Origin of the sequence: Putridiphycobacter roseus (assembly GCF_003234935.1) — a bacterium.
Lineage (GTDB): Bacteria > Bacteroidota > Bacteroidia > Flavobacteriales_D > Crocinitomicaceae > Putridiphycobacter > Putridiphycobacter roseus.
This window is the reverse complement of sequence record NZ_QKSB01000003.1, coordinates 37,556-62,162: the sequence shown is the minus strand read 5'-3', so window position 1 is coordinate 62,162 and position 24,607 is coordinate 37,556. Positions and strand designations below refer to the sequence as shown.

Genomic DNA, 24,607 nt, shown 5'->3' with positions numbered 1-24,607 from the left:
GCAACCATATTATATATTTTACGTTTACTAAAAATGCGCTTATGCTTTATGGCTACCCGTATAGATAAGGGAATTATTTTTATAAAAATTTAATGATAATTGTTTAAAACTTTCTTGAAAATAATATTTTAATTGTCTCTTTTTGCTAGTTTTTTTTGTTTAAAAAACCAATAAGTAAAATTTCACCCCTTCCAAAACTTCCTTTTTCAGGCTAATCTCGTTAATTTAAAAAACATTGAGTTTGTGCATGATTTTTAGCACTTCGGCTTGATTGGAGACATTTTTGGTGATTTTATCCCCTAAAGTATAAGTAATCATTTGATTATTTTGAATTCCTAAAATAAGATTGTACTTCTCTTGGAGAATTTTCTGAACAGCAACAACGCCAAAATCTGTCCCCATTTTACGGTCTAAGAAACTTGGTGCGCCACCTCTTTGAATATGACCTAAAATAGTTACCCTTATTTTTTCATGTAAATTTTTCTCTTTTAAATAATTGTATAGTTCTTTAGCACCACCAATTTCATCACCCTCTGATACAATAATAATGCTAGATTTTTTTGCAGCAACTGCTTTTTTTATTTTACTTTCAAATCTCGCAAAATCTTCTAATGCTTCTGGTATAAACACGTCTTCAGCACCAGTGGTTAAAGCTGCATTTATAGCTAACAGACCAGAAGTATTCCCCATTACCTCGACTAAAAATATTCTATGGTGGGCACTTGCGGTATCTCTAATTTTATCTATGGCATTTATGATATTATTTAATGCCGTATCAAAGCCTAAGGTATAGTCAGTTCCAATAATATCATTATCAATGGTACCGGGTATGCCAATAAAGGGCATATTAAATTCTTCAGAAAAAACTTTAGCACCTTTAAAACTGCCATCACCACCAATAACGACCAATGCCTCCACGCCTATTTTTTTGAGGTTTTCAAAGGCAATTTTACGGAATTCTTTTTTATGGAATCGTTCACTTCTAGCGGTCCCTAAAATCGTACCTCCTCTTTGAATAATATTTGAAACATCAGCATACTCTAATTCCTTTATGTCTCCATCTACCATACCATTAAAACCATCCATGACACCATACACACGCAGATTCTCCGCTATTCCCATGCGAACAACAGCGCGTATACAAGCATTCATCCCTTGTGCATCTCCTCCCGAGGTTAATACCGCAATATTTTGTATTTTTGACATTTACTTATTTTTTATGCGGATAAAATTAACGGTTTTTTACATAGGATTTCTATTTATTGTCAATGGTCAAGATTATAGGAAGTTTACATACGGATTAAATGCAGGTGTTAAATTTGCCAATAGAACCTATGCTGAAAGGTACACAGGCTTTTATCAGGACCAATTAATAAATTTTTTTAACACGCCTTACAACTATCAAATTGTAAGAGAAATGTTGGGCAATAAAGATTTTCAGTTTTTAGAATTTTCTGAATTATACCGTTTTAAACCAGCTACAGTATATGGTGTAAATCTAGGATTTCAAGCTAGTCCGAACTTAAGTTTTGAAGGTGATTTCAATTTTTCCAACTTAAAAATGATAGGTGGTTACACTTTAGAGTTAATTGATCCAGGTAATTTTACGTCCCAAGAGATTTATCAAAATGGTTATATTTCAGGGGAGGAAAGTAGGTTTAATGCCCGAATAAGTTTGAATTACACCACGGACGGTGAAAAATTAAAATATGTGTTTGGTTTATCCGGTATGTTTAACTTCTGGCGAATGGAATCTAATGAAGTAGAGTTATTAAATTCAATCATTACAAATCTTTACTCCCAATTTGATCCTACAAACAGTTTTTTCACCCGTACTACAGGTAATGGCATTGCTTACGGTATAAATGCTGGCATTCAATACCCAATCTCCAATGGGATGCAATTGCAAATTTTGTATCAGCCTTATTTAGGTAGAATGGATTATTACAATACCAAAGATCAGATAGAAGCATACGGCGCCTCTTATATTAAACCAAAACTATTATTGGAACACGATTTAATAGTAAGATTTGTCTTTCGATAATAATTAATATGCCAAGCACACTTCATGCTCTTCAATTAATTTTCTTAAATTGATTAATGCATAACGCATTCTACCTAAAGCGGTATTAATACTAATATCTTCTTTTTCTGCAATATCTTTAAAACTCATACCGACATATATTCTCTTTTTTAAGACATCTTTTTGGTCGGCAGGTAAAAACTCAATCAATTGGGTAAGCTTTTCTTCTACTTGCGATTTAATCATTAAATCTTCCACATTTTTATCGGTTAATTTCAGGACAGAGAAAATATCAAAATCCTCATTTCCATAAGAAGTTTCAGAAATGGTTGGCATTTTTTTATTTCTTCTAAAATGATCGATTACTAAATTATGTGCAATGGTTAACACCCAAGGTAAAAATTTACCTTCTTCGTTATATGCACCCTTTTTCAAGTTTTTGATTACTTTAATAAAAACATCTTGAAAAATATCATTTGCCAAATCATAATTTTTGATTTTAGAGATGATATAACCAAAAACGCGGTCTTTATTTCTTCCTAGTAAAATTTCAAAAGATTTCTCATCTCCGTTTAAATACGCCTTGATGAGAGTTTGATCGGTAATTGTTTGAGCAGTTTTCATAATTCACTTTTATAAGCTCCACGCATTCCAATAAAAGAATGAGTAAGGAGTAGTTAACATTACATGTTTAAAGTAGAATTACTGCTATAGGCGTTTTTTTTTTAGTTTGGCTAAAGTATGAAAATAAATTTAATATCAAAAAAAATCTTAAATCTTAATTTCTGATAGTATAAACGCAGGACAATCAAAAAAGGTTTGGTAAGTTTGTGAAATAAGTTCAGAAAATTTCTTTTAATGGATAAACCAAATGCTGAAATAGCCATCAAAGGGGCTCGGGTTCATAATTTAAAAAACATCAACATCAACATCCCTCACAATCAAATTGTGGTCATTACTGGCTTGTCTGGTTCTGGTAAATCTTCGCTTGCATTTTCAACTTTATTTGCTGAAGGTCAACGTAGGTATGTTGAAAGTCTATCTTCTTATGCCCGTCAGTTTTTAGGGAGATTAGAAAAACCTGACGTGGACTCTATTAAAGGAATTTCACCAGCGGTAGCCATAGAACAAAAAGTAATTTCAAACAATCCTCGCTCTACGGTTGGCACAGTAACGGAAATATATGATTATTTAAAAGTTTTATTTGCCAGAATTGGAAAAACATACTCCCCTACTACTGGAAAAGAAATAAAAAAACACACCGTTGCGGATGTGATTGATCGTATACATCAATTTAAAGTTGGTGAAAAATTTATGATTTTAAGTCCTTGGTTAATCCCATCCGACCGATCTACAGAGGACTCTGTAAAACTATTGATCTCTCAAGGATACTCCAAAGTTTATGTCCATGGTGCAAATTATAACTTAAGTGATTTCGATCCGAAAATTTATAAAAAGGAAGAAGCCTATGTCATTATTGACCGTTTAAAGCATACCGAGAATGACCCAGACTATGAGTCAAGGTTAGGTGACTCCATTCAGACGGCTTTTTACGAGGGTTATGGTACCGCAATTATATTCGATATGGATTCGAATAAGCAATATTTATTTACTAATAAATTTGAAGAAGATGGCGTTGAATTTATAGAGCCATCCATTAACTTTTTTAGTTTCAATAACCCTTTTGGTGCATGTGCTACTTGCGAAGGTTTTGGATCTATGATAGGGATAGATGAGGATTTAGTTATTCCGAACAAATCTTTATCCCTTGTCGAAGATGCAGTAGTTGCTTGGCGAGGAGAAAAAATGAGTGAATGGAAAATGCAAATGATTCACCATGCAGCAAAGGACAAATTCCCTGTGCATACTCCAATTGAAGAATTAAGCGAAGCAGAATATCAAATGCTTTGGCAAGGCACCAAAAATTTTAAAGGATTATGGGATTTCTTCAACCATCTTTCCAGTCAAACTTATAAAATCCATTATCGAATCATGCTTTCTCGATACCGAGGAAAAACGAAATGTACAGCTTGTAGAGGAACAAGATTAAGGGTGGAAACAAATTATGTGAAAATTGATGGTAAAAACTTATCTGATTTATTACTACTCCCCATAAATGAGTTGCAAGATTTTTTTAAAGACATTACACTAGATAAATATCAAAGTCAAATTGCGGAAAGACTGTTGATAGAAATTAATAATCGTTTAAGCTATTTAAACAAGGTTGGTCTTAGTTATTTAGACCTAAATCGTCAATCTGGCACTTTGTCTGGTGGTGAATCCCAAAGAATTCATTTGGCAAATTCTTTAGGCAGCTCTTTAGTTGGTTCTATGTACATTTTAGATGAGCCAAGTATTGGATTGCATCCAAAAGATACTGAAAAATTAATTGAAGTGTTAAGGAATTTAAAAGCAATTGGCAATACAGTTATTGTGGTTGAGCACGAAGAGGATATTATACTTGCTGCAGATCAAATTATTGACATGGGACCTCTAGCAGGTGAATATGGTGGCGAAGTTGTCTTTCAAGGCGATCACAAAGACCTTTTAAAAGCAAAAGGAAGTATTACAGCTGATTATTTAACAGGAAAAACAAAGATCGAAGTCCCTACTCTTCGTCGTTCCATGAACAATAAAATCATTTTAGAAGGCGCCAAAGAGAACAATTTAAAGAACATAGATGTAAGTATTCCATTGAATGGTTTTGTTTGCGTCACTGGAGTTTCAGGTAGTGGAAAATCGACATTGATTAAGCAAATATTGGCTCCAGCTTTGCAAAAAAAACTAGGCAAGTCATCCAATAAAATTGGTGCGCATTCAAGAATTACAGGAGACATAGACCAAATAAAAGACATTGAAATTATTGATCAAAATTCAATCGGTCGTTCTTCTAGGAGTAACCCAGCTACCTATGTAAAAGCATTTGATTACATCCGAGATTTATTTGCAAAACAACAAGGTGCAAAATTAAGGGGTTTAAAACCTGGGTACTTCTCTTACAATGTGCCAGGTGGTAGATGTGAAACTTGCAAGGGAGAAGGAGAAATTACCATTAGCATGCAGTTTATGGCGGATGTAAAACTGCAATGTGAAGATTGTAAAGGAAAACGATACACGCCTGAAGCCTTGGAGATAACCGTTAGAGATTTAACCATTGATGATGTTTTAAATTTATCCATTGACAATGCTTTGTTGTTTTTTGACGGTGTAAAGTCTACAGAAAAAGCGATTAGAGACCGATTACAACCTTTGCAAGACTTAGGTTTAGGATATTTAAAACTGGGTCAATCTTCCAGTACTTTATCTGGTGGGGAAGCCCAAAGAATAAAACTGGCCACCTATTTAATGGTTGGACAAAAAAATATTACACCCACCCTATTTTTGTTTGATGAACCTACAACTGGTCTACATTTTCATGACATTGCAAAACTATTGGTCGCCTTAAATAAATTGATTGGTTTAGGTCACTCCGTTTTGGTGATAGAACACAACATGGATGTTGTAAAAACTGCAGATTGGGTGATTGACATTGGACCTGAAGGTGGCAAAAATGGTGGTGGATTAGTTTTTGAAGGGACGCCAGAAGATTTGATAAAGGAAAAAAAATCTTATACCGGTTTTTATTTAAAAGAAAAATTAGTCTAAAAGTTTACCTGCTACAAAGGCCGTACTCCAAGCTGCTTGAAAATTGAAACCGCCTGTAATACCGTCCACGTCTAAACCTTCTCCAGTAAAGTAAATTCCTGGGTGTTTTTTAGCTTGCATGGTATTAAAATCAATTTCATTTAAGTCAATTCCTCCAGCGGTGACAAACTCTTCTTTAAAAGTAGTTTTGCCTTTTACTTCATAAATATCATTGACCAAGACGTCTATTAACTTATTCTTGTCTTTTTTGCCTAACTCCGCCCATTTTTTACTGGTATCTATAGCTATTTTTTTTAAGAGAAAATCCCATAATCTACTAGGAATGTTCACCACTTTTTGATTGGCTATTTTTTTCTGTGAAAACTTATTTATCTCAGCGGTTAACTGTTCATTGGCCACTTCTGCATTGATATTACCTAACCAATTTACTTGCACCTTAAAATGATAATTATCCGCTGCCAATAATCGCGCTCCCCAAGCAGAAAGCTTTAAAATAGCTGGTCCACTCATTCCCCAGTGGGTAATTAGCAAAGGACCATCTTCGACCAATTTTGTGCCTTGAATTCTGGTCTTTGCATTTTCAACTACAATACCCATCAAATCGCGCACCGACTCATTAGGCATATTAAAAGTAAACAATGAAGGTAACGGTTCCACCATTTTCAGGTTCAATGATTTTAAAAAATCAAAGCCATTAATTTTTGGTTGTCCCCCCACTGCTACAATCACTTTGTTTGCACTTGCCGAAAAATCTCGAAATGTCAAATCAAAACCAGTATCACTTTTTTCTAATAAGGTCAATGGTGCTTCGGTGATGACCTCAATTTTTAATTGACGACACAAATTTAAGAAGCAATCGATAATTGTTTGAGAGTTTTGACTTACGGGAAAAATACAGCCATCATTTTGCGTGGTGAGTTCCACCTTATTTTTTTTAAACCAAGCTATGGTGTCATGGACATCAAATTGTGCAAACACTTTTTTAAGCGCTTTATTACCCCTTGGGTAATTCTTCACCAAAGCAGCAATTGAATAAGTTGCATTGGTCACATTACACCTTCCGCCACCAGAAATTTTAACCTTTGAAAGTGTTTTCTTAGATTTTTCATAAATGGTGACTTGGTGAGTTGGGTGCAAAGATTTTGCTTGAATAGCTGCAAAAAAACCTGCTGCTCCTCCTCCAATAATCGCTATTTCCTGTATTTTTTCCACTTAAAGTAATAATGCAATTTGCTTGAACAATTCTCCTTTAGACAAATTGGCCCCACTTTGGACCATATTATACATCTCCTCTTCTCTTGACTTGATATACTTTTTATTACTTTGATAAACTTTTAAGTGGGCCTCGTTTTGGATAATACATTCCCTAATAGAATTTGCTTTCATAAAATCGACCTCCGAACCTTCCTCAGCGTCTAAACCAATTAATTGCACAGAGTCTGCCAAAAACTGAAAACATTTAATGGTTTTAGCACTAATAAAATCAATAAACATATTTTTTCTAAAAATACTTTCAAAAACTACCGCACTAAATTGTTCAATAATTTTATTTGCTTTAATGGGCTCATTTTTTTTGATTTCTTCCCAATTGTCCGCTTCGATTCCATTAATTACTAAAAACGAAATAAACTCCTTTTCGAAGGATTCTAATTCCGTTATAGATAAAGTTCTATACTTTGCCATGTTAAAAATTCATTTTCAATTTGCAATACTACAAACTTATTTATCATTACATTCGTTTTTACAATAGAATAAATCATTTCCTATGTATAAAATACTTTTCGTAATCCTGTTGACTTTTGTTGGTTTTTCGGCTTGTAAAAAAGAGCCAACCACTTGGTCACCAAATTGGGCAACACCTTTAATAAAAGGCAAGTTAACCATTGAAAACTTATTACCGGATAACAGTAAAACAAATTCAGATGGCTATGGCTCATTGGTTTTTAAAGATACGCTCTATTCATTTAGAATTGATACTTTAATCAAATTACCGGACACTTCCTTAATAACAAAGTCAGCCATTGCTTTTCCTGCCATTACATTATCCCCAGGAAACACAATTACAAATCCAGGAATTGACCAGCTGTATGACCTTGGTCAAATTCAATTAAAAAAAGTAATCATTGCAGAAGGAAAAGGTTTTATTGAGATTTCTTCCCCTTGGCCAGGTAAAACAAAAGCAACCTTTATATTTCCCAAAGTAAAAGATGCCAATGGTATTGCTTTTGAACAAGTTTACTTTTTAGAGGCAGGTTCTATTTCTAACCCATTTATTGTTAGAGACACTTTTGACTTAAAAGATTATACATTTGATTTAACTGGTGCAAATGGTGATTTATCCAATAATCTTACTGCAGATTTTTTAATGAGTTCCAATGAAACTTCTTCTAATTTTACGGTAACAAATCAAGATACAGTGCTCCTTTCTTTATCCTTTGCAGGACTAAAGCCCAAATATGCAAAGGGTTATTTTGGACAATATGACATAGAAGACCAAATAGATTTTAAATTTCCACAAGTTAAAAAATTGGCCGGTGCTATTATGATTGATTCAGTTCGTATGGATTTAGAAATAAGAAATGGATTTGATATTATTGCACAGTCAAAAATCAATAATTTAATTGGCAAAAATACCCTAACTGGGCAAAGTGTTGCATTGAACTTTCCTCTATTAAATCAATCTGTTAACCTAAACCCAGCAAATGGTGGCCTATATAATAACACGCCATCCAACTATCTTGTTTCCATCAATAGTTTTAATTCAAATATTATTCCTTTTTTGGTCAACCTACCCGACTCATTAGATTTTGGATATGCATTAACCATTAATCCTTTTGGCAATATTGGAGGAGGTACAGATCAATTTTTCCCCAACTCTAGAATAAACCTGATGATGGATGCAGAATTACCTTTATCTTTTAGTTTGAATAATTTTAGTTTAAGAGATACTTTTGATGTAGATTTTGATCTACCTAAAGAACTAGTAAGTGGTAGTATCTCGCTACAATACACCAATCTTTTTCCTATAGCAGGAACGACAAAACTATACTTATTAAACGGTACAGGTGAAGTTTTAGATAGTATTACAGGTGACGGCAGTATTATAGCTGCGAATCACGACCCAATCACCTACCTTAACACTGCTAGTCAAAACATCATTCAGTATGACCTTTCTCAAAATCAATTAGAAAATTTAGCAATTGCGAATCAAATATCCTTTGCTGTTACGTTAAATTCTTACCAAAACAACCAAGTGAAGGTTAATATTAATGACTATTTTGATTTCAAATTAATTTCTAACCTAAACCTAAAACTAGCCTTTTAATGAAAAATATATGTATAACATTAATTCTGTTTTTAATTGTGAATGCTGGTTTTACGCAACAATTAGACATGGTATATATTGATAGTATTAGTTCAAATAGATTGCTACAAGTAAATAGTAATAATAACTTTAGCACTACTAGTCTAAAAAATGATTTTACTTCTAAATTTATAAATGGTGGAAATATTAGCGCTGAGATTATTAAAAATAATCCGCAAAAATTATTCAATGCCTTAGGAGCAGAAATTACACAAAGTATCAACTATTATGAAGGAAGTTTTTTGAAAGAAAATAAAAATTTAGGGCTTACTTTTTCAATCAGCGACCATCATTTTGTATCTGGTAATTACAAACCAAAATTATTTGACCTCCTATTTGAAGGAAACACATCCACATTGGGAGATACTTTAGATTTTTCTTATACGCACTTACAGTACTTACATTATCAAAACTATAGTATTGGTTTATATGACAAACGTACTTTTTCGTATATAAAACTAGGTTTTATTGTTGGTAATCGTTCTATTAATCTAAGGTCAGGAGAAACTTATTTTTACACCAGTCCGGCCCAAGATGCCATGTATTTTGAAACAAGTTCTTCATTCGTGAACACCTACAATGATAGTAGCACTAATTATTTAACAGCCAATGGTTATGGGTTTTCTTTAGAATTGAATCATAATTTTATGATTAAAACCAAGAATGAAAAACGCCATATCATCAATTTTAATCTAGGAAACATAGGGACTATTTTTTGGAATAATAAAACTAATACTTCCTATTTAGACAGTAGTATAACATTTGATGGAATTGCCTATAACAATGTTGACTATTACAGTCAATTAAGTACAGATGAAATTGCAGACTCTTTAGGTGTGTATAAAAGTACTGGATCTATTAGAGAGTCCTTGCCTATTCAAATTATGATTCATAAAATTCCCGTTTATAGTTTAACCCAAAAATGGCAATCTACCTTTGGGTTTAAATCCATTTTAATACCAGACTACAGACCTTTAGTTTATGCTGGTGTATATTACCAACCAAATGCCTTACTTAGTTTTTCTACTAAATTAATATTTGGTGGTTACGGATCCTTAAGAATGGCATTAAATGCTAATTTATATTTAAATGATAAATTATTTATCGGATTGAATACCCAAGATATAATTGGTACGACCTCTAACCAATACGGCAGTGGAAAAAGCATCAATTTTAGTCTTTCTTTAAAACTTTAAAAAACATGAAAAATACATTAATCCTCCTTTTTACATGTCTATGTTTTGTCGCTTCCGCTCAAAACATCTACTTCATTAAATCCTATGGAAATAATGGCTATGATTATGGTCGAGATATAAAACAAGACCTTGACACGGGCTATATAGCAACCGGTTCATCTAGTAGTTTCACTTCTGGAAATGCAGACGCTTTTTTACTCAAAGTAGATTCCTTAGGAAATTTCAAATGGTCATATAATTATGGCGGATCGGGGTCTGAATGGGGAGAAGCTGTTTTACCGAGTGCGGATGGTGGCTATGCCTTAGCAGGTTACACCAATAGTATAGGTGCGGGAGGATTTGATTTCTATTTTGTGAAGACCAACAACACCGGTGTTCCTTTAATCACTAAAACTTATGGTGGTAGTGACTGGGACAAAGCATACGACATGGTACAATTACCAGACAATGGTTATGTGATGGTAGGAGAAACTTATTCCTACGGTGCTGGAAATAGTGATATTTACATCATTAGAACAGACGTAAACGGGGATACACTTTGGACAAGAACTTATGGTGGTGCTGCAGAAGATTACGCCAATGCCGTTTTATTAGATGGGGATTCATTAGTTGTTGTGGGTGGTACAAAATCATTTGGAGCAGGAATGACAGATGGCATTATCCTAAAGTATCACATAGACGGAACATTAGGCTGGACAAAAATTGCAGGTAAAGAAAGAGAAGATTACTTTACCTCTATTACTAGTAATCAAAATGGAGAGTATTTTTTAGGAGGCACTAGACATTACTATTACGATCAAACTGGGTATTTAGGTGATTTCTGGATATATAATATGAATGATGATGGTAGTTTATTAGCCGATACTTCCTTAACTGGTGGTTCTCATGAATTTGAAATTGCAAATGGAATTGCGGTAGACTATCAAGATAATATTTATTTTGCTGGTTCTACAAAATCGTTTGGTTACGCAACCACCGACTTTAAAACAGACGCCTTTGTAGGTAGATTACTGAATAACTATTACCAAGGAAACTATATTAATAATTTTGGTGTCGCTGGTAATGAAGTGGTAAATGCATTTTACAACACTTATGATAAAGGATTTATTGGCATAGGTAACACAGAATTTAAGTCAACTGGCGGCTCTAACCTTTTTATTTTAAAAGTGGATAAAGACAATACTACAGGAAGCATTACGGTAACTACCGAATTATCCAATGAAGCTATCACTTTAGCTGTAGAGGACTTGGATGACTTGAATGAGCAATTACAAGTCTACCCTACCTTGGTGAATGATTTCATTCATATTGAAGGTATGCAAGGTTCCTTTGTTATTAATATCATTGATTTAACTGGACGTGTAGTATTACAATCGGAAACCAGTAGTCTACTCAATTTAAGCAAATTAACTAAGGGGCTATATTTGCTTCAAATCAAACAGGGTAACCTACAAAAGCAAGTGAAAATTGTTAAGTCTTAATGTTTCTTTGGATGAGGGTAGACATGATTTTATAGAGTTCAACCAGTTGCTGGTCTTCTCCAATTTTATTTAAATGATGTTGCATAATCATCTGATCATTTCTAATCGCAGGTCCTGTAAGTGCTGCTTCGGGACCTAGGGAAAAAGATTTATCTATCGTTTCCAGCATTAAGGGCTTTAAAATATCCAAATCAATCTGTTCTTTAAGGAGTAATTCTTTTGCAATCACCATTAATTCGGTCGTAAAATTATTTGCAAAAACAGCCGCTAGATGAATTTGGCCCCTAATATCCGAATTTGCCACTTTTACTTGATGAGATAAATTTTCATTTACAAATACAACTAGTTCTTTCTCAAAATCAATGGCATTAGTTTCAATCAAAAAGGGGACTTTTTGCATATCAATTATTTTTCCTTTAGTAAAGGTTTGTAATGGATATAAAATGCCATACTTTTCTTTTCTCGAAAATACTGACAAAGGAATGGAACCTGAAGTGTGAACAATTGGAATACTACACAATATTTCGGCTTGCAACGCTTCAATTACATCATCTTTTACCGCAATAATGAGCAGGTCAATGTTTGGGTTAATGAGTTTTAAATCATCCATACCAATAGCACCAACTTGTCTTGCAATATTTTTTGCTTTGTCAATTTTACGGGCATATATATTTACAATTTCAATATCCGAATTAAACAAAGCCAGCGCTAAATTGCTGGCAACATTTCCTGCTCCAATAATAGATACCTTTTTTATTTTCATTTTAGTTTAAAGTAAAAAACGTCATACAATTCATTCACAAAATAGTACTCAAAAAGTACATGCGTGGCACTAAACTTATTCACAACCTCTTCTTTAGACTTCACAAAGCCCTCCCTTGAATTTACCAGCATAAAGTCTTGCGTTCTATCCATCTCTTCCAAACTATAAATTTCTTTTAAAGCATGCGCTTTATAAGTCTTATAATCTTTAAATATAGCAAGATCATAATAATACATAATAGACAAATTAATCCAAGGTGGTGAGACATACATGCGCTTCACTTCCTTGTCATTCCTTAATAATATAGCAGCTATTTTATCTGGATTCCTATTGGTATTTGGAATAAGGTGAACATTAAAAATAAAAGGGATACCAATGACAAACAAGTATATCCAATGTAAATCTCCAAAAACACGATACAATAAATAGGTAAAAATCAAAAATAAGGGAATGCTATTAAACAAAAGATAACGGTCAATAAAAACAGGTTGTATTAAAACAGAAAACACATACATGCCAATGTAGTTTGCTAAGAAAATAATAGAAATAAGCTTAAATTGAGGAGATAACAGATTCGCAATTTTAATGGTTGGTTTTTTGATAAAATATAGTACCAAAACAATAACCAGAATAATAAAACAAATTAAGGTACCATTAAAAAACCTCAGAATATTGCCATACAATTCTGTAATATGCGGTTTAGGCACCCAAGAATCCTGTGTTGCACCAGTATCAATACGATTAAACAGCACCAATAAACCTGGAAGTATGGCTAATAAAAAAGATAGAATTCCGAAAATTATACTTTTCCAAAATACAATAGCCTTTCGCCAGAATACTAAAAAAACTAGAAATTCAGATAAAAAGACAAAAAAGGATAAATAATGTGTGTAAAAAAGTAAGACATTAAGAACAATGAGAAATATAAATTTATTTTTACCCAAGAGTAAAATTTGATTTAAAACAAAAAGTATCAGAATAAACAACAAGACAAAAAGCATATACATTCTACTTTCTATTGCATGTAGGTGCAGGAATTTAGAAAATACAAATAAAAAAACTGTAAGCACAGCCCATTTACGACTAGAAATTTGCTTGGATAATTGGTACAACACAGGTATTGCTATCAAAGACAAAACTAAAGATAGGGACCTGACAGCAAACGGTGTTACACCAAATAACTTAATCCAAAAATGCAACAACACAAAATGTAAGGGAGAATTGTTTCCCTGGTTAATAATAGGTAAAAATTCACCGATATCCTGTTGCGCATAAAATATCGAAAAGGGCTCATCCAGCGCGATAGGGAAAGCGTCAATAAAAGGAATGGTTATTACAGCTTGCAATAACATTAATAAAATAATAATATTTCTATCCTTTTTTTCCATAAAATCTGTCTCAAACTTATTAAATTTGCAAGACTAATAACAGTTAATTAGTATATATTTCAAAAGAATAAGATGAAACAAGTATATATAGTGGATGCTGTAAGAACAGCGGTAGGTAATTTTGGCGGAACATTATCAGCAGTAAGACCTGATGATTTGGGAGCAATAGTAATGAAAGCAGTCTTAGAAAAACAACCCAATATTGACCCTAATTTAATTGAGGATGTCATTTTTGGATGTGCAAACCAAGCAGGAGAAGACAATAGAAATGTAGCTAGAATGAGTGCTTTACTTGCAGGGATTCCATTTACTGCAGGAGCTGAAACAGTAAATCGTTTGTGTGCTTCAGGTATGGCTTCGACTATTAATGCGGCTAGAGCCATCAAAGATGGTGCTGGAGACATATACATTTCTGGAGGAGTTGAAAACATGACAAGAGGACCTTGGGTAATTTCAAAAGCATCAAAACCTTTTGGTAGAGACTCCGAAATGCATGATTCTAGTTTTGGCTGGCGTTTTATCAATCCAAAAATGGAAGCTTTATATGGTACGGATGGTATGGGACAGACTGCTGAAAACTTAGTTGAACTCTACAATATTTCTCGTCAAGCACAAGATGAATTTTCATTATGGAGTCAACAAAAGGCGACTAAAGCACAATTATCAGGTAGATTTGCTGAGGAGATTGTACCCGTAATCATTCCACAAAGAAAAAAAGATCCAATCATTTTTGATCAAGATGAATTTATAAAGCCTACTACTACTCTAGAGATTTTAGGTAAATTAAGACCAGCATTTAAACGTGAAGGTGGTTCTGTAACCGCTGGAAATGCATCTGGATTAAATGACGGTGCAGTAGCATTAATTGTTGCTTCTGAAGATGCATTAAAAACCCATAATTTAAAACCAATGGCAAGAATTGTTTCTGCAGCTGTTGCTGGTGTAGAGCCAAGAATTATGGGCATTGGTCCGGTTTACGCTTCACAAAAAGCATTAAAAAGAGCAGGATTGACTTTGGACGATATGGACATCATTGAAATTAATGAAGCATTTGCTGCTCAAGTATTAGCATGTACTAGAAAATTAGGCATTGAAGATAATGATCCAAGAATTAATCCAAATGGCGGAGGAATCGCTTTAGGTCACCCACTAGGTATGAGTGGTGGTAGAATTTTACAAACTGCCGCGATTGAATTGGCAAAGACAAACAAAAGATATGCATTGGTTACCATGTGTATAGGTGTTGGTCAAGGTTACGCAACAATAATTGAAAGGGTATAATCCCCTTAAAACGGCATAGTTTTTGGCAACTGAAGTCAAAAATAAACGTCATATTTAAACATAATATATTTACATGAAATTAAGTTCCTTACTCGTATTCTCCTTAATATTTTGTTTTAATGCTTTATCCTTAGGAGGGTTAAATGATTATTTCATTGAAAACAAAGGTCAATTTGAGCCCCACATTAAATACAAGCACTCTATCCCTAATGGTGAATTAATACTCAGCAATAAAAGGCTTGTTTATCAACTCTATGAGCAAGATAAGTTAATGCATAACTTAATGGAAAAAGAAAGCGCAGAGCCTATTAAACTGCATGGCTTTTCTGTTGATTTTATTGGCGCAAATCCCGACGCTTTAATGAGTAGTAGCAAGCCGAGTTCACATTATTTCAATTATTTTATCGGAGAAAATAAAAGTAAATGGAAAGCTAAGGTTTATGGTTATGAACAAGTAAATTACCAATCATTATACGCGGGTATTCACTTAAAAATGTACCACCAAGATTCAAATATAAAATATGACTTTATCGTAGAAAAGGGTGGCGATCCAATGGACATAAAATTGGCATATAATGATTTAGACAATGTCTATCTTGATGATTTAGGTAGATTACACTTAGTGAATACTGTTTCTGAAATTATTGAAGACGCCCCAATTGTATATCAAATCATCAAGGGTAAAAAAGTAATGGTAAAAGCAGCATTTATATTGAAAAACAATGTAGTTTCTTATAGTTTCCCAGATGGGTACGATAAAAACCATGTTTTGACCATAGATCCAACTTTGATTATGGCTACCTACTCTGGCGCGACAGGTGTTTTATCAGCAAATTGTACAGCGTATGATTTGAGCGGAAATATATATGTAGGTTCTGGAACTTTGGGCAACTTCCCTGTCACTGCTGGAGCATATCAAACCGTATTTCCAGTTGGTGGTATAATTATTAGTTGTATTCAAAAATTTGATCAAGCTGGGAACGTTTTGTATGCGACATATATTGGTGGCGGGAATGAATATCCATTAGACATGAGTGTCAATACAAATGACCAGTTGATACTTTTAACTTATACTTCTGGAAACTTTCCTATGACCGCTTCTCCAGCATTTGGGACCATTTCTGGTGGAATTGATTATGCATTAGCTATATTCAATACCACTGGTACGAATCTTCTTTCTTCAACCTATTTAGGTGGTTCCAATAACGAAGGGGATGGAACTTCAGATGTAGGTGCTGGTATTTTTGTCAATGCTAATAATGAAATATTTGTGGGAGGTTCTACTCTATCTGGTGATTTTCCAGTTTCAGCAGGTTCCTTTCAAACAGCATTAGCTGGTGGAACAGACGGGACTATATCCAAATTCAATTCCAATTTATCTACCCTTATATGGTCCACTTATATTGGCGGAACAGGAGATGACATTGTCAATAGTCTGGCTACAGGTATGAATAATGATGTCTATTTTGTAGGAAATACCACTAGTGCTGATTTCCCTACCAATATTGGCTCACTAAACCAAGCACCACTTGGTTTAAGAGATGGCTTTATAGGAAGGTTAAATGCAGCAGGAACAGCATTAGTAGCCGCTACATACATAGGAACAACTAATGACGATCGTGCAAAATTCATATCCCTAAATGCCATAAATGAAGTTTTTGTTGGTGGTTCAACAGTAGGTTCTTATCCAATTTCTGCAGGGACGTATGCAGCCACATCCGCAAATAATTTGTTTATTCATAAATTGGATGCTGGTTTAATCAATACACTTTTCTCTACCCAAGTTGGTTGTATGGCAACCACACAATCAGAAACCTACATGACAGCTTTTGGAATAGATTATTGCGATAAAATTTACTTTACTGGAGCAGCAACGGGAAATGACTTTCCTACTACGGCTGATGCTTATTCGGCAACAGAAAAGGGATTATATATGGCGGTATTAACACCTGATGCCCTAGCTTTAGATTATGGTTCTTTTTTTGGTGGAAACATTTTAAATCAGCACTTTCATCCCGGTTCAAAAAGTAAATATAATTTAGAAGGAATTCTTTTTCATTCTGAATGTACCTTTTCAAATAATTATCCAACTACTAATGGCACCACCACGCAAAACGGCGCTTCAAATGATGCGGCCAGTTTTATATTTGATTTTGAATTTAGCTTACCCTTAACAGATTTTGATGTGATATCTAGTGATACGTCGGTTTGTACCTTTCCATTTTCACTTTCTGCAGCATCTGCTGGAAATATAAATGTGGCATATTTATGGTCTACGAATGAGACGACCCCTTCTATTAGTATTTCTAATCCTGGTACCTATTCGGTAGAAGTGTATAACGATTGTGATACGATAAGAGACACTATTGTAGTAACGACAATTAGTTTAAATGCCGACTTTACTATAGACAGAAATGAGGTTTGTAAAGGTGAAGAAGCGGTTTTATTTACCACCTTGAACATACTGCCTTCTGGTACGCAATATGAATGGGAATTTGGAGATGGGCAAAGTTCCAACACCAGTGCTCCGAGTCATGTTTATACAGTAATTGATACCATGACTGTGAAATTAACCGTTAGCTTAAATGGTTGCAGTTCCACGGTTACAAAAGCAGACACGATTATTGTGCATGGAAAACCAACAGCAAACTTTAGTTTTTCACCAGACTTTTTAACTATTGAAAATACGGTAGCCCAATTTATTAATACATCCTCTTCTGATCAAACCAGTACCATTTGGAATTTTGGCAATCAATCAGGCGTATCTAATTTACCAAACCCTACTTACACTTACCCATCTGAAGGCGGAAAATCATACGCTGTAACTTTGGAAGTAAGCAATATTCATGGTTGTACAGATGACATTATAAAATATATTGAAGTACAAGATGTAATCACTTTTTACATTCCAAACTCCTTTACACCAAACGACAATACTGGTGAAAATAGTATTTTTGATGTAGAAATGACTTCTGGTGTAGACCCTTACCAATTTAAAATGCTAATTTTTAATCGTTGGGGAGAAATTTTATTCCAAACAGAGGACTTTAATAAGGGATGGGATGGAAGATATTTAAACGAAATTGTAAAGCAAGGTGCTTACATTTGGAAAATAGAATTCAAAGAAACCATGTCCGACAAAAAACATATCTATGAAGGGCATGTTACCGTGTTAAGGTAAAAAACCAATAAAAGCATACTAGAACGTCGTTTAATTTAATTAGACGGCGTTTTTTATTTCCAATGCTAACTTATCCATTTTAGCATGATGCAAAGCTATTTCCGCAGGACTCGCATTTAAAAACACATGCGCTTTCATAGCGTTTAGTTTCTTTTTCAGCAAGACAAGCTGTTTTGTTTTATCTGAAAAAAAAGAATCACTAAAATTCTCGTAAATATACTGAATAGCTTGCCCGTTGGGATGAATCAAATCAGCCTCATAAAACCTATAATCTCTTAAATCATCCATTACCAGTTCGTAACTTGGGTAGTAAATAACTTGTTTAGGGAAGCTTGTTTTAAGGTGTTGACACAACATTAATAGCAAGGCTTTACTCGTACTATTTTCAATAATACCATCTTTTATATGCCTAACTGGACTAACTGTAAGTAAGATTTTTAAATTGGGATTCCCTTGCAATAACTTTAATAAAACTTGGGTATAGTTGCTATTCAAATCATTCAAGTCTAATAATTTTTTATTAAACAATCTATCATTCAGTTTTTGACAATTAGCTATTGTTTTTTTACTCTCTACATATTCATAAACCCAAGCAGTACCAAAAGTCAATATTAAAAGGTCTAAATTTTTTAAATTATTTTGAAGTTTAACACGATCGGTAGCATACGCTTGTCTAAATTTTTCTTTACTAGGATGGTGGTATTTTGAATGAAAGTCTAGGGAAACCACATGCGTACCTTTATCTATTAAATGCTTTTCTGTTAAGTCTATCTCTTCATTTAATATATTTAAAATAGAGATTGGATTAAAAAGAATTCCAAAGGGGTTCATATCAATATCAAAACCTTGTGTTTTTAAAATCCCACCAATATTTTCTACAAAGCAAGAACCTATTGCCATTATTTTTGATTGGTGGCTTACTTTTAAATCCCTTACTATAGGTTTTATTTCCGTTCTAAATTTCAATTAAATAGGTTGTTTAAGGTATTTCTAATTGCTGTATTGCCAATACTCATTTGTAGCACTGCTTCATGAATCCAAAGCATGCCATCACATGTATCCGGAATCATATCTACATCATGTGTAGAATATAAGATTACTTTATTTTTTGTGCGGGCAATTTCTTTTAAGATATGCACAATTTTCTTTCTATTCAATACATCTAAAAAAGCAGTTGGTTCGTCTAAAATTATTACAGGAGTATCTTGTGCAATTGCCCTCGCAATCATGACCAGTTGCTTTTCACCATCACTCAGAGTGTGGAATTTTTGATGTTGTAAATTTGTAATACCCATGGTATTCATAGCCTCTATTATCAACATTTCATCTCTGTCGGTATGTTGACCGAAAACATTTTGAAAGGGTAATCTACCTAATGCAACAACCTCCTCTACCCCATAATTACCAAATAATTCTGGTTTTGTAAAGACAACACTAAATATTCGAGCTTTCTCTTTTGAATTAAATAAAGTTAAATCCCTTTGCTGCCATTCAATAGTGCCAGATTCCAATGGATGCACACCAATAATAGTCTGAATTAATGTCGACTTACCTGCCCCATTTCTTCCTACCAAGGCCCATAACCCTTTTTCTATAGGTAACGATCCTGCAGTTTTCACCTGCTTTTTATCTCCTAGTTTTATCGTTAAATTATTAAGAGAGAGCATATTTAAAGAGAGGTTAAAAATTCCATAGTATCGATCCCATCCGCATAATCGCTTAATGTGGGCTGCTGACTGTATCCAAAAGGTAAATAATTTTTACCGATAACTACCTGAATACTGTCTTTGTGTTGGTTTAAATAAGCATCTACTTCATTTAAGGTAGAATAGTTATGGTAAAACAACACCCCAATCGGAGATTTTAAATCACTGGTTTTGCGCAGTAATAAAAACTCATTATCCAATAAGTCTTCTGTATTTAGCAAGTAAATGGCCTTATTATAATCGTAATTATTTGCGTATTTATGGTGGTTAATGATTTCTTTAAAATCAAAAATATTTTCAAAAAATCTATTCATCTCAAAACCTTCAGGTATCATCAATTGGGTTACATTACGACAACCAAGTCCAAAATAGGCAAAAATATCTTTACCCAAAGCTTTTATTTCTTCATCTGTTTCGTCTCCGTTTAAAACAGCAATGGAAGTTCTATTTTTTCGAATAATATTGGGGTATTTATCAAAATAAGAATGAAAATAAGTTGCTGAATTATTAGAACCAGTTGCAATTACGGCATCAAACTCTGCCAATTTTTCCACTATGGTCAAATAAGTAGAAAATGCGGGGTTCAATGTATTTAAAATGGTTTCTATAATTGGCCATAATTGTTGGTCATCTGAAGATAACTTAATTACAGCCGAATGGTCAGCCATAAAAACACACAAAAAATCATGAAAACCGACCAATGGTATATTTCCAGCCATGATAATTCCCACATTCTTTTGATTGCTTGGTTGCAACGGATATTTTTGAATCCAATCCTGGAGTTCCTTTTCTGTAAGCCATTGTCTAATGCCACTTAGTGCATCCAATATATTTGATGCTGTGAACCAGCCATTATGGACTTGCGCTTTTTTAATGGCCAACTGAAATTGCTCGAATAAATCAGCTGGAATTAGTTGTTGACTTGCATTATAAGCTTTCAAATTGATGATATCATCAAGTACGTTACCGAAACTTGACAATAATTCTATTCTTTCATTGGTTTTCATTCAAAGATATTTTAACTTTGCAAAAATAATTAAATAACATAGAATGGCTATCATAATAACAGACGAATGTATCAATTGTGGTGCATGTGAACCAGAATGTCCTAATAACGCTATTTATGAAGGAGGGGCTGAATGGAGAATGTCGGACGGAACTTCCCTAAAAGGAGCTATTACGACACCAAATGGCAAACCATTTGATGCAGACGAAGATTATGAACCGGTAGACATGGATGTATATTTTATTGTACCCGATAAATGTACTGAATGTAAAGGTTTTCATGATGAACCGCAATGTGCTGCTGTCTGTCCCGTGGATTGTTGTATTGATGATGAAGACATCCGAGAAAGTGATGAAGAATTGCTTGCTAAAAAAGATTTCTTACATTTATAAAAATACACTTACACTAATTACCTTATAAATGCCAAAAAAACCTAAGCATAAAATTGAGGTCTGTTTCAGTCCGCATGATTTTGATTTATTTAAAACTGAATTTGAATTAATCGTAGTGATTGATGCATTAAGAGCCACATCCGCTATTTGTGCTGCATTTCAAAATGGTATAAAATCGCTTATTCCTGTTTCTACTATCGAAGAAGCAATGGTATACAAAGAAAAAGGTTATTTGGTGGGTGCCGAAAGAAATGGACAATTAGTAGAGGGATTTGATTTTGGAAATTCGCCTTACTCCTACTTAAATCCTAAATTAAAGGGAGAAACGGTCGTCTTGAGCACCACGAATGGAACTAAATCCATCAACATTGCCAAACAAAGTGAAAATGCTACAGTAGTAATTGGCTCTTTTTTAAATTTAGACCATTTAAGTACTTGGTTGAGTAAACAAGATAAAAACATATTGTGTTTATGTTCAGGATGGAAGGATAAATTTAATTTAGAAGATACCATTTGCGCAGGCGCTATTACTACCCAACTTTTAGAAACTGGTAAATTTTATTCAGATGAAGATTCATCTGTAGCTGCAAAATATTTATTTTTAAGTGCAAAAGATAATATTTTCGGCTACTTAAAATCGTCTTCACACCGCAGAAGACTAAAAAAGTTAAATTTAAACAATGATATTAAATACTGTTTAAATCCAAACACAGCTCCAGTAATTCCCATTTTAAAAGGGGATGAGATAGTGGAGTTAAAGGATTTTTAAGTTTCTACAACCCTGTAGAAGCATGTTCACCGTAAGATTCTACCCCATCTTCGGTAACAATATATGTTTTGTGTATTCCTGCTTGTCTTGAAAAAAGAATTTCAAAATCAAATTTATTTTCTACCCGCATGGTCAACAAAGCATAATTTGGATGCGCTTTAGAATGAATGGTTTCTAGGCATTTTGGACAAGAGAATTTCACCAATTCACTTTTTTGAAAGACCACATCAGGTACATGCTTGTAAGAATAAGTACCAAAAGAAGTATTTAAATACATATCTCCTTTATCACCATTTTCACGTTCAGTTTTTAAATGTATCTGACCAGCAATATCTAATTCTTGGTCACATTTTGGACAATAAAATTTGTATTTTTCTAATTTCATGGGAAACAATCTTGTGAGGTGAATATATGCATTTAAATCCAAATTGTCAAAGAAAATATCTTCGACCATTTAAATCAAAACTTCTGATTCCCTTATATTACTTTGGTAAGCACCGCCAGGATAATTATCATTATAATCGAAATTCAACCAAATAAAACCTTTGTTATCTTGATAATAATTAATGTTTTTTCCTTTTGTTTCTGCTGGGAAATATATATTTTTAATGAGATAAACCACAGCTTCTAGTTCCTTTACATCTCCAAATTTAACTTCTGGATACATATGTCCAACTGTACTTCCATCCTTTCTGGAAACACGCGTTTTAACCAATCTTACTTCTCCTCCAACTGCTTTTATAATTGCCCCCATTAAAATGGCATGATCGTCACAGTCTCCTTTAAATTGATTATCAAATTTTAACTGTTCAATTGTTTCACTCGCTTTTGCGTAATAATCTTCGTTATGCGGATCATACACATAATTCCATTTTTCATGCACCTCTTTAAAAATGCTAAAAAAGTGTACCCACTTTAGACTTGGAGATAAAATTCTATCCTCCGAAAAATGTTTATTGGCAACATTCACAGCATAATTCCTCACCACAGGGTTTAGGTAATCTACCGCCTCTCTTAATTTTTCTTCTTTAAAGAATTTAACTTCATTAGTAAAGAATTTTTGCTCAATGGTATTATTTGAAATATCGTATAATAAAGCTTTGTAATCGTGGTATAAATTTTCCAGCGTATACAGATTCATAAAATTTGTTGCTGTTAAGATAATCGCTCCAGCAAAAACAATGATCAATATTAAAACCCGCAATTTTTTAAGTAAATAAAAGATAACAAAAAATAAAACCAAAAAAAGAATCATGTGGTCCAGTCTGATTGGATTTTCTCTGACATTTATTTCGATAGAAGGAAAATATTTGTAAAGAAAAATAAATGCCGGAATAGTCAGTACACCAGCAATAAAACCCAATAATATTATGCTATAAGCATTGCTTGAAGGGGTACCTTCTTCTTTATCTGAAACCATTGGTCAAATTTAAAATATAAAACGGAGAAAGTCTATGAAAATGTATCTCATTTATTTTTTGAATAATTACTATCTTAGCCTTCAAAAATAGAATCAATGAAAAACATAGCAGTTATTGGTGCAGGAACAATGGGAAATGGAATCGCCCATACTTTTGCACAAGAAAATTACCAAGTCAATTTAATAGATATTTCTTCTGAATCCTTAGAAAAAGCTTTAAAAACAATTGCTAAAAATTTAGACCGTCTGGTTCAAAAAGAAAGAATAACAGAAGAAGACAAGCAAAAAACTTTGGCTAATATTACTACATACACCAATTTAGAAGATGGTGTAAAAAAAGCAGAATTAGTAGTGGAAGCTGCGACTGAAAATATTGATTTAAAATTACGTATTTTCAAAGATATGGATCGTTTTGCGCCAGCCAATGCAATTTTGGCGACCAATACCTCTTCCATTTCAATTACTAAAATTGCAGCAGTAACTGATCGACCTGATAAAGTAATTGGTATGCACTTTATGAATCCAGTTCCAATTATGAAATTGGTTGAAATCATTCGTGGTTATTCAACAACCAATGCGGTAACTGAAAAAATCATGGAAATATCTCGTACTTTAAAAAAGGTACCTGTTGAAGTAAATGATTATCCAGGATTTGTAGCCAATAGAATTTTAATGCCTATGATTAACGAAGCCATCATTACTTTAAACGAAGGAGTTGCTGGTGTAGAAGAAATAGATACGGTGATGAAGTTAGGTATGGCACATCCAATGGGACCATTACAATTAGCAGATTTTATTGGTTTAGATGTATGTTTAGCCATCATGGAAGTACTTTATGAGGGACTTGGTAATTCTAAATATGCACCTTGTCCATTATTAGTCAACATGGTAGCAGCAGGTAAAAAAGGTGTAAAATCTGGAGAAGGATTTTATAGTTGGGGTCATGGTACAAAAGAATTGATTGTTTCTGACAATTTTAAAAAATAAGTATT

Annotated in this window: 21 protein-coding genes; 10 read left to right on the top strand and 11 right to left on the bottom strand. The window is 33.5% G+C overall.

The window, feature by feature from the left end; translation table 11 throughout:
• Positions 1 to 225 precede the first annotated feature (225 nt).
• Positions 226 to 1,206 (bottom strand): 6-phosphofructokinase, encoded by a 981-nt coding sequence (gene pfkA / locus DNU06_RS06615; RefSeq protein WP_199398998.1) that lies wholly within the window; start codon positions 1,204 to 1,206, stop codon positions 226 to 228.
• Positions 1,207 to 1,219: 13 nt separating this feature from the next.
• Here pfkA and DNU06_RS06610 point away from each other — a divergent pair, with 13 nt between their 5' ends.
• Positions 1,220 to 2,044: a hypothetical protein gene (locus DNU06_RS06610; protein WP_111062456.1), complete on the top strand. Its 825-nt coding sequence runs from the start codon at positions 1,220 to 1,222 to the stop codon at positions 2,042 to 2,044.
• Between the two features lie 3 nt (positions 2,045 to 2,047).
• Here the strand turns inward: DNU06_RS06610 and DNU06_RS06605 are convergent, their stop codons facing one another.
• Positions 2,048 to 2,647, bottom strand: coding sequence for an RNA polymerase sigma factor (locus DNU06_RS06605; RefSeq protein ID WP_111062455.1), 600 nt, complete (start codon positions 2,645 to 2,647; stop codon positions 2,048 to 2,050).
• Between the two features lie 234 nt (positions 2,648 to 2,881).
• Here DNU06_RS06605 and uvrA point away from each other — a divergent pair, with 234 nt between their 5' ends.
• Complete coding sequence (uvrA, locus tag DNU06_RS06600) at positions 2,882 to 5,668, top strand: excinuclease ABC subunit UvrA (RefSeq protein ID WP_111062454.1); 2,787 nt, start codon at positions 2,882 to 2,884, stop codon at positions 5,666 to 5,668.
• On the opposite strand, the gene DNU06_RS06595 is transcribed toward uvrA, so the two are convergent.
• Both DNU06_RS06595 and DNU06_RS06590 read right to left on the bottom strand, forming a co-directional pair.
• Complete coding sequence (locus DNU06_RS06595) at positions 5,660 to 6,880, bottom strand: BaiN/RdsA family NAD(P)/FAD-dependent oxidoreductase (RefSeq protein ID WP_111062453.1); 1,221 nt, start codon at positions 6,878 to 6,880, stop codon at positions 5,660 to 5,662. The two genes, uvrA and DNU06_RS06595, sit on opposite strands and share 9 nt — an antisense overlap.
• A complete protein-coding gene (locus tag DNU06_RS06590) occupies positions 6,881 to 7,351 on the bottom strand; it encodes a DUF6495 family protein (protein WP_111062452.1) in 471 nt (156 codons plus the stop codon). It abuts the gene before it with no gap.
• An 82-nt stretch (positions 7,352 to 7,433) separates the two neighbouring features.
• On the opposite strand from DNU06_RS06590, the gene DNU06_RS06585 reads away from it, so the two are divergent.
• From DNU06_RS06585 to DNU06_RS06575, 3 genes are read left to right on the top strand one after another with little or no spacing between them, the layout of a single operon-like run.
• Positions 7,434 to 8,993 carry a hypothetical protein gene (locus DNU06_RS06585; RefSeq protein ID WP_111062451.1) on the top strand — a complete coding sequence of 520 codons (1,560 nt, stop codon included), beginning with the start codon at positions 7,434 to 7,436 and terminating at the stop codon, positions 8,991 to 8,993.
• Positions 8,993 to 10,228: a DUF5723 family protein gene (locus tag DNU06_RS06580; protein WP_111062450.1), complete on the top strand. Its 1,236-nt coding sequence runs from the start codon at positions 8,993 to 8,995 to the stop codon at positions 10,226 to 10,228. The genes DNU06_RS06585 and DNU06_RS06580 overlap by 1 nt, the downstream gene beginning before the upstream one ends.
• Positions 10,229 to 10,233: 5 nt before the next feature.
• On the top strand, positions 10,234 to 11,709 hold the full coding sequence (locus DNU06_RS06575) for a T9SS type A sorting domain-containing protein (RefSeq protein WP_111062449.1): 1,476 nt from the start codon (positions 10,234 to 10,236) through the stop codon (positions 11,707 to 11,709).
• On the opposite strand, the gene DNU06_RS06570 is transcribed toward DNU06_RS06575, so the two are convergent.
• Complete coding sequence (locus DNU06_RS06570) at positions 11,699 to 12,472, bottom strand: Rossmann-like and DUF2520 domain-containing protein (RefSeq protein WP_111062448.1); 774 nt, start codon at positions 12,470 to 12,472, stop codon at positions 11,699 to 11,701. The genes DNU06_RS06575 and DNU06_RS06570 overlap by 11 nt on opposite strands.
• On the bottom strand, positions 12,469 to 13,860 hold the full coding sequence (locus DNU06_RS06565; protein ID WP_111062447.1) for a glycosyltransferase family 39 protein: 1,392 nt from the start codon (positions 13,858 to 13,860) through the stop codon (positions 12,469 to 12,471). Before DNU06_RS06565 ends, DNU06_RS06570 begins: the two co-directional genes overlap by 4 nt.
• Positions 13,861 to 13,932: 72 nt before the next feature.
• Here DNU06_RS06565 and DNU06_RS06560 point away from each other — a divergent pair, with 72 nt between their 5' ends.
• Together DNU06_RS06560 and DNU06_RS06555 are read left to right on the top strand one after the other, a co-directional pair.
• Positions 13,933 to 15,141, top strand: coding sequence for a 3-oxoadipyl-CoA thiolase (locus DNU06_RS06560; protein ID WP_111062446.1), 1,209 nt, complete (start codon positions 13,933 to 13,935; stop codon positions 15,139 to 15,141).
• 73 nt (positions 15,142 to 15,214) lie between these two features.
• Positions 15,215 to 18,322, top strand: a complete 3,108-nt coding sequence (locus tag DNU06_RS06555) for a DUF7948 domain-containing protein (RefSeq protein ID WP_111062445.1) — start codon at positions 15,215 to 15,217, stop codon at positions 18,320 to 18,322.
• A gap of 39 nt (positions 18,323 to 18,361) precedes the next feature.
• Here DNU06_RS06555 and DNU06_RS06550 read toward each other — a convergent pair whose 3' ends face one another.
• Genes DNU06_RS06550 through DNU06_RS06540 form a run of 3 tightly spaced genes read right to left on the bottom strand, consistent with a single transcriptional unit; the run spans position 18,362 to position 21,035 of the window.
• Entirely contained in the window at positions 18,362 to 19,288 is a 927-nt protein-coding gene (locus tag DNU06_RS06550) for a GSCFA domain-containing protein (RefSeq protein WP_111062444.1), read from the bottom strand.
• The gene (locus DNU06_RS06545) at positions 19,285 to 19,989 is read right to left on the bottom strand and encodes an ABC transporter ATP-binding protein (RefSeq protein WP_111062443.1); all 705 of its coding nucleotides are present in this window, start codon (positions 19,987 to 19,989) and stop codon (positions 19,285 to 19,287) included. Before DNU06_RS06545 ends, DNU06_RS06550 begins: the two co-directional genes overlap by 4 nt.
• Positions 19,990 to 19,991: 2 nt before the next feature.
• Positions 19,992 to 21,035, bottom strand: coding sequence for an acyl-CoA reductase (locus DNU06_RS06540; RefSeq protein WP_111062442.1), 1,044 nt, complete (start codon positions 21,033 to 21,035; stop codon positions 19,992 to 19,994).
• Positions 21,036 to 21,078: 43 nt separating this feature from the next.
• Between DNU06_RS06540 and DNU06_RS06535 the strand changes: the two genes are divergently transcribed.
• Both DNU06_RS06535 and DNU06_RS06530 read left to right on the top strand, forming a co-directional pair.
• Positions 21,079 to 21,426, top strand: coding sequence for a 4Fe-4S binding protein (locus tag DNU06_RS06535; protein WP_111062441.1), 348 nt, complete (start codon positions 21,079 to 21,081; stop codon positions 21,424 to 21,426).
• 28 nt (positions 21,427 to 21,454) lie between these two features.
• On the top strand, positions 21,455 to 22,195 hold the full coding sequence (locus DNU06_RS06530) for a 2-phosphosulfolactate phosphatase (RefSeq protein ID WP_111062440.1): 741 nt from the start codon (positions 21,455 to 21,457) through the stop codon (positions 22,193 to 22,195).
• 4 nt (positions 22,196 to 22,199) lie between these two features.
• On the opposite strand, the gene DNU06_RS06525 is transcribed toward DNU06_RS06530, so the two are convergent.
• Together DNU06_RS06525 and DNU06_RS06520 are read right to left on the bottom strand one after the other, a co-directional pair.
• On the bottom strand, positions 22,200 to 22,580 hold the full coding sequence (locus DNU06_RS06525; protein ID WP_146239169.1) for a hypothetical protein: 381 nt from the start codon (positions 22,578 to 22,580) through the stop codon (positions 22,200 to 22,202).
• A gap of 69 nt (positions 22,581 to 22,649) precedes the next feature.
• Complete coding sequence (locus DNU06_RS06520; RefSeq protein ID WP_111062438.1) at positions 22,650 to 23,615, bottom strand: transglutaminase-like domain-containing protein; 966 nt, start codon at positions 23,613 to 23,615, stop codon at positions 22,650 to 22,652.
• A gap of 96 nt (positions 23,616 to 23,711) precedes the next feature.
• Between DNU06_RS06520 and DNU06_RS06515 the strand changes: the two genes are divergently transcribed.
• Positions 23,712 to 24,602, top strand: coding sequence for a 3-hydroxybutyryl-CoA dehydrogenase (locus DNU06_RS06515; RefSeq protein WP_111062437.1), 891 nt, complete (start codon positions 23,712 to 23,714; stop codon positions 24,600 to 24,602).
• The last annotated feature ends 5 nt before the right edge of the window (positions 24,603 to 24,607 follow it).

Bases quoted from the DNA above. Each gene is read 5' to 3' on its own strand.
- pfkA (WP_199398998.1), bottom strand. From the start codon at position 1,206: ATGTCAAAAATACAAAATATTGCGGTATTAACCTCGGGAGGAGATGCA.
- DNU06_RS06610 (WP_111062456.1), top strand. From the start codon at position 1,220: ATGCGGATAAAATTAACGGTTTTTTACATAGGATTTCTATTTATTGTC.
- DNU06_RS06605 (WP_111062455.1), bottom strand. From the start codon at position 2,647: ATGAAAACTGCTCAAACAATTACCGATCAAACTCTCATCAAGGCGTAT.
- uvrA (WP_111062454.1), top strand. From the start codon at position 2,882: ATGGATAAACCAAATGCTGAAATAGCCATCAAAGGGGCTCGGGTTCAT.
- DNU06_RS06590 (WP_111062452.1), bottom strand. From the start codon at position 7,351: ATGGCAAAGTATAGAACTTTATCTATAACGGAATTAGAATCCTTCGAA.
- DNU06_RS06585 (WP_111062451.1), top strand. From the start codon at position 7,434: ATGTATAAAATACTTTTCGTAATCCTGTTGACTTTTGTTGGTTTTTCG.
- DNU06_RS06580 (WP_111062450.1), top strand. From the start codon at position 8,993: ATGAAAAATATATGTATAACATTAATTCTGTTTTTAATTGTGAATGCT.
- DNU06_RS06575 (WP_111062449.1), top strand. From the start codon at position 10,234: ATGAAAAATACATTAATCCTCCTTTTTACATGTCTATGTTTTGTCGCT.
- DNU06_RS06570 (WP_111062448.1), bottom strand. From the start codon at position 12,472: ATGAAAATAAAAAAGGTATCTATTATTGGAGCAGGAAATGTTGCCAGC.
- DNU06_RS06565 (WP_111062447.1), bottom strand. From the start codon at position 13,860: ATGGAAAAAAAGGATAGAAATATTATTATTTTATTAATGTTATTGCAA.
- DNU06_RS06560 (WP_111062446.1), top strand. From the start codon at position 13,933: ATGAAACAAGTATATATAGTGGATGCTGTAAGAACAGCGGTAGGTAAT.
- DNU06_RS06555 (WP_111062445.1), top strand. From the start codon at position 15,215: ATGAAATTAAGTTCCTTACTCGTATTCTCCTTAATATTTTGTTTTAAT.
- DNU06_RS06545 (WP_111062443.1), bottom strand. From the start codon at position 19,989: ATGCTCTCTCTTAATAATTTAACGATAAAACTAGGAGATAAAAAGCAG.
- DNU06_RS06540 (WP_111062442.1), bottom strand. From the start codon at position 21,035: ATGAAAACCAATGAAAGAATAGAATTATTGTCAAGTTTCGGTAACGTA.
- DNU06_RS06535 (WP_111062441.1), top strand. From the start codon at position 21,079: ATGGCTATCATAATAACAGACGAATGTATCAATTGTGGTGCATGTGAA.
- DNU06_RS06530 (WP_111062440.1), top strand. From the start codon at position 21,455: ATGCCAAAAAAACCTAAGCATAAAATTGAGGTCTGTTTCAGTCCGCAT.
- DNU06_RS06525 (WP_146239169.1), bottom strand. From the start codon at position 22,580: ATGAAATTAGAAAAATACAAATTTTATTGTCCAAAATGTGACCAAGAA.
- DNU06_RS06520 (WP_111062438.1), bottom strand. From the start codon at position 23,615: ATGGTTTCAGATAAAGAAGAAGGTACCCCTTCAAGCAATGCTTATAGC.
- DNU06_RS06515 (WP_111062437.1), top strand. From the start codon at position 23,712: ATGAAAAACATAGCAGTTATTGGTGCAGGAACAATGGGAAATGGAATC.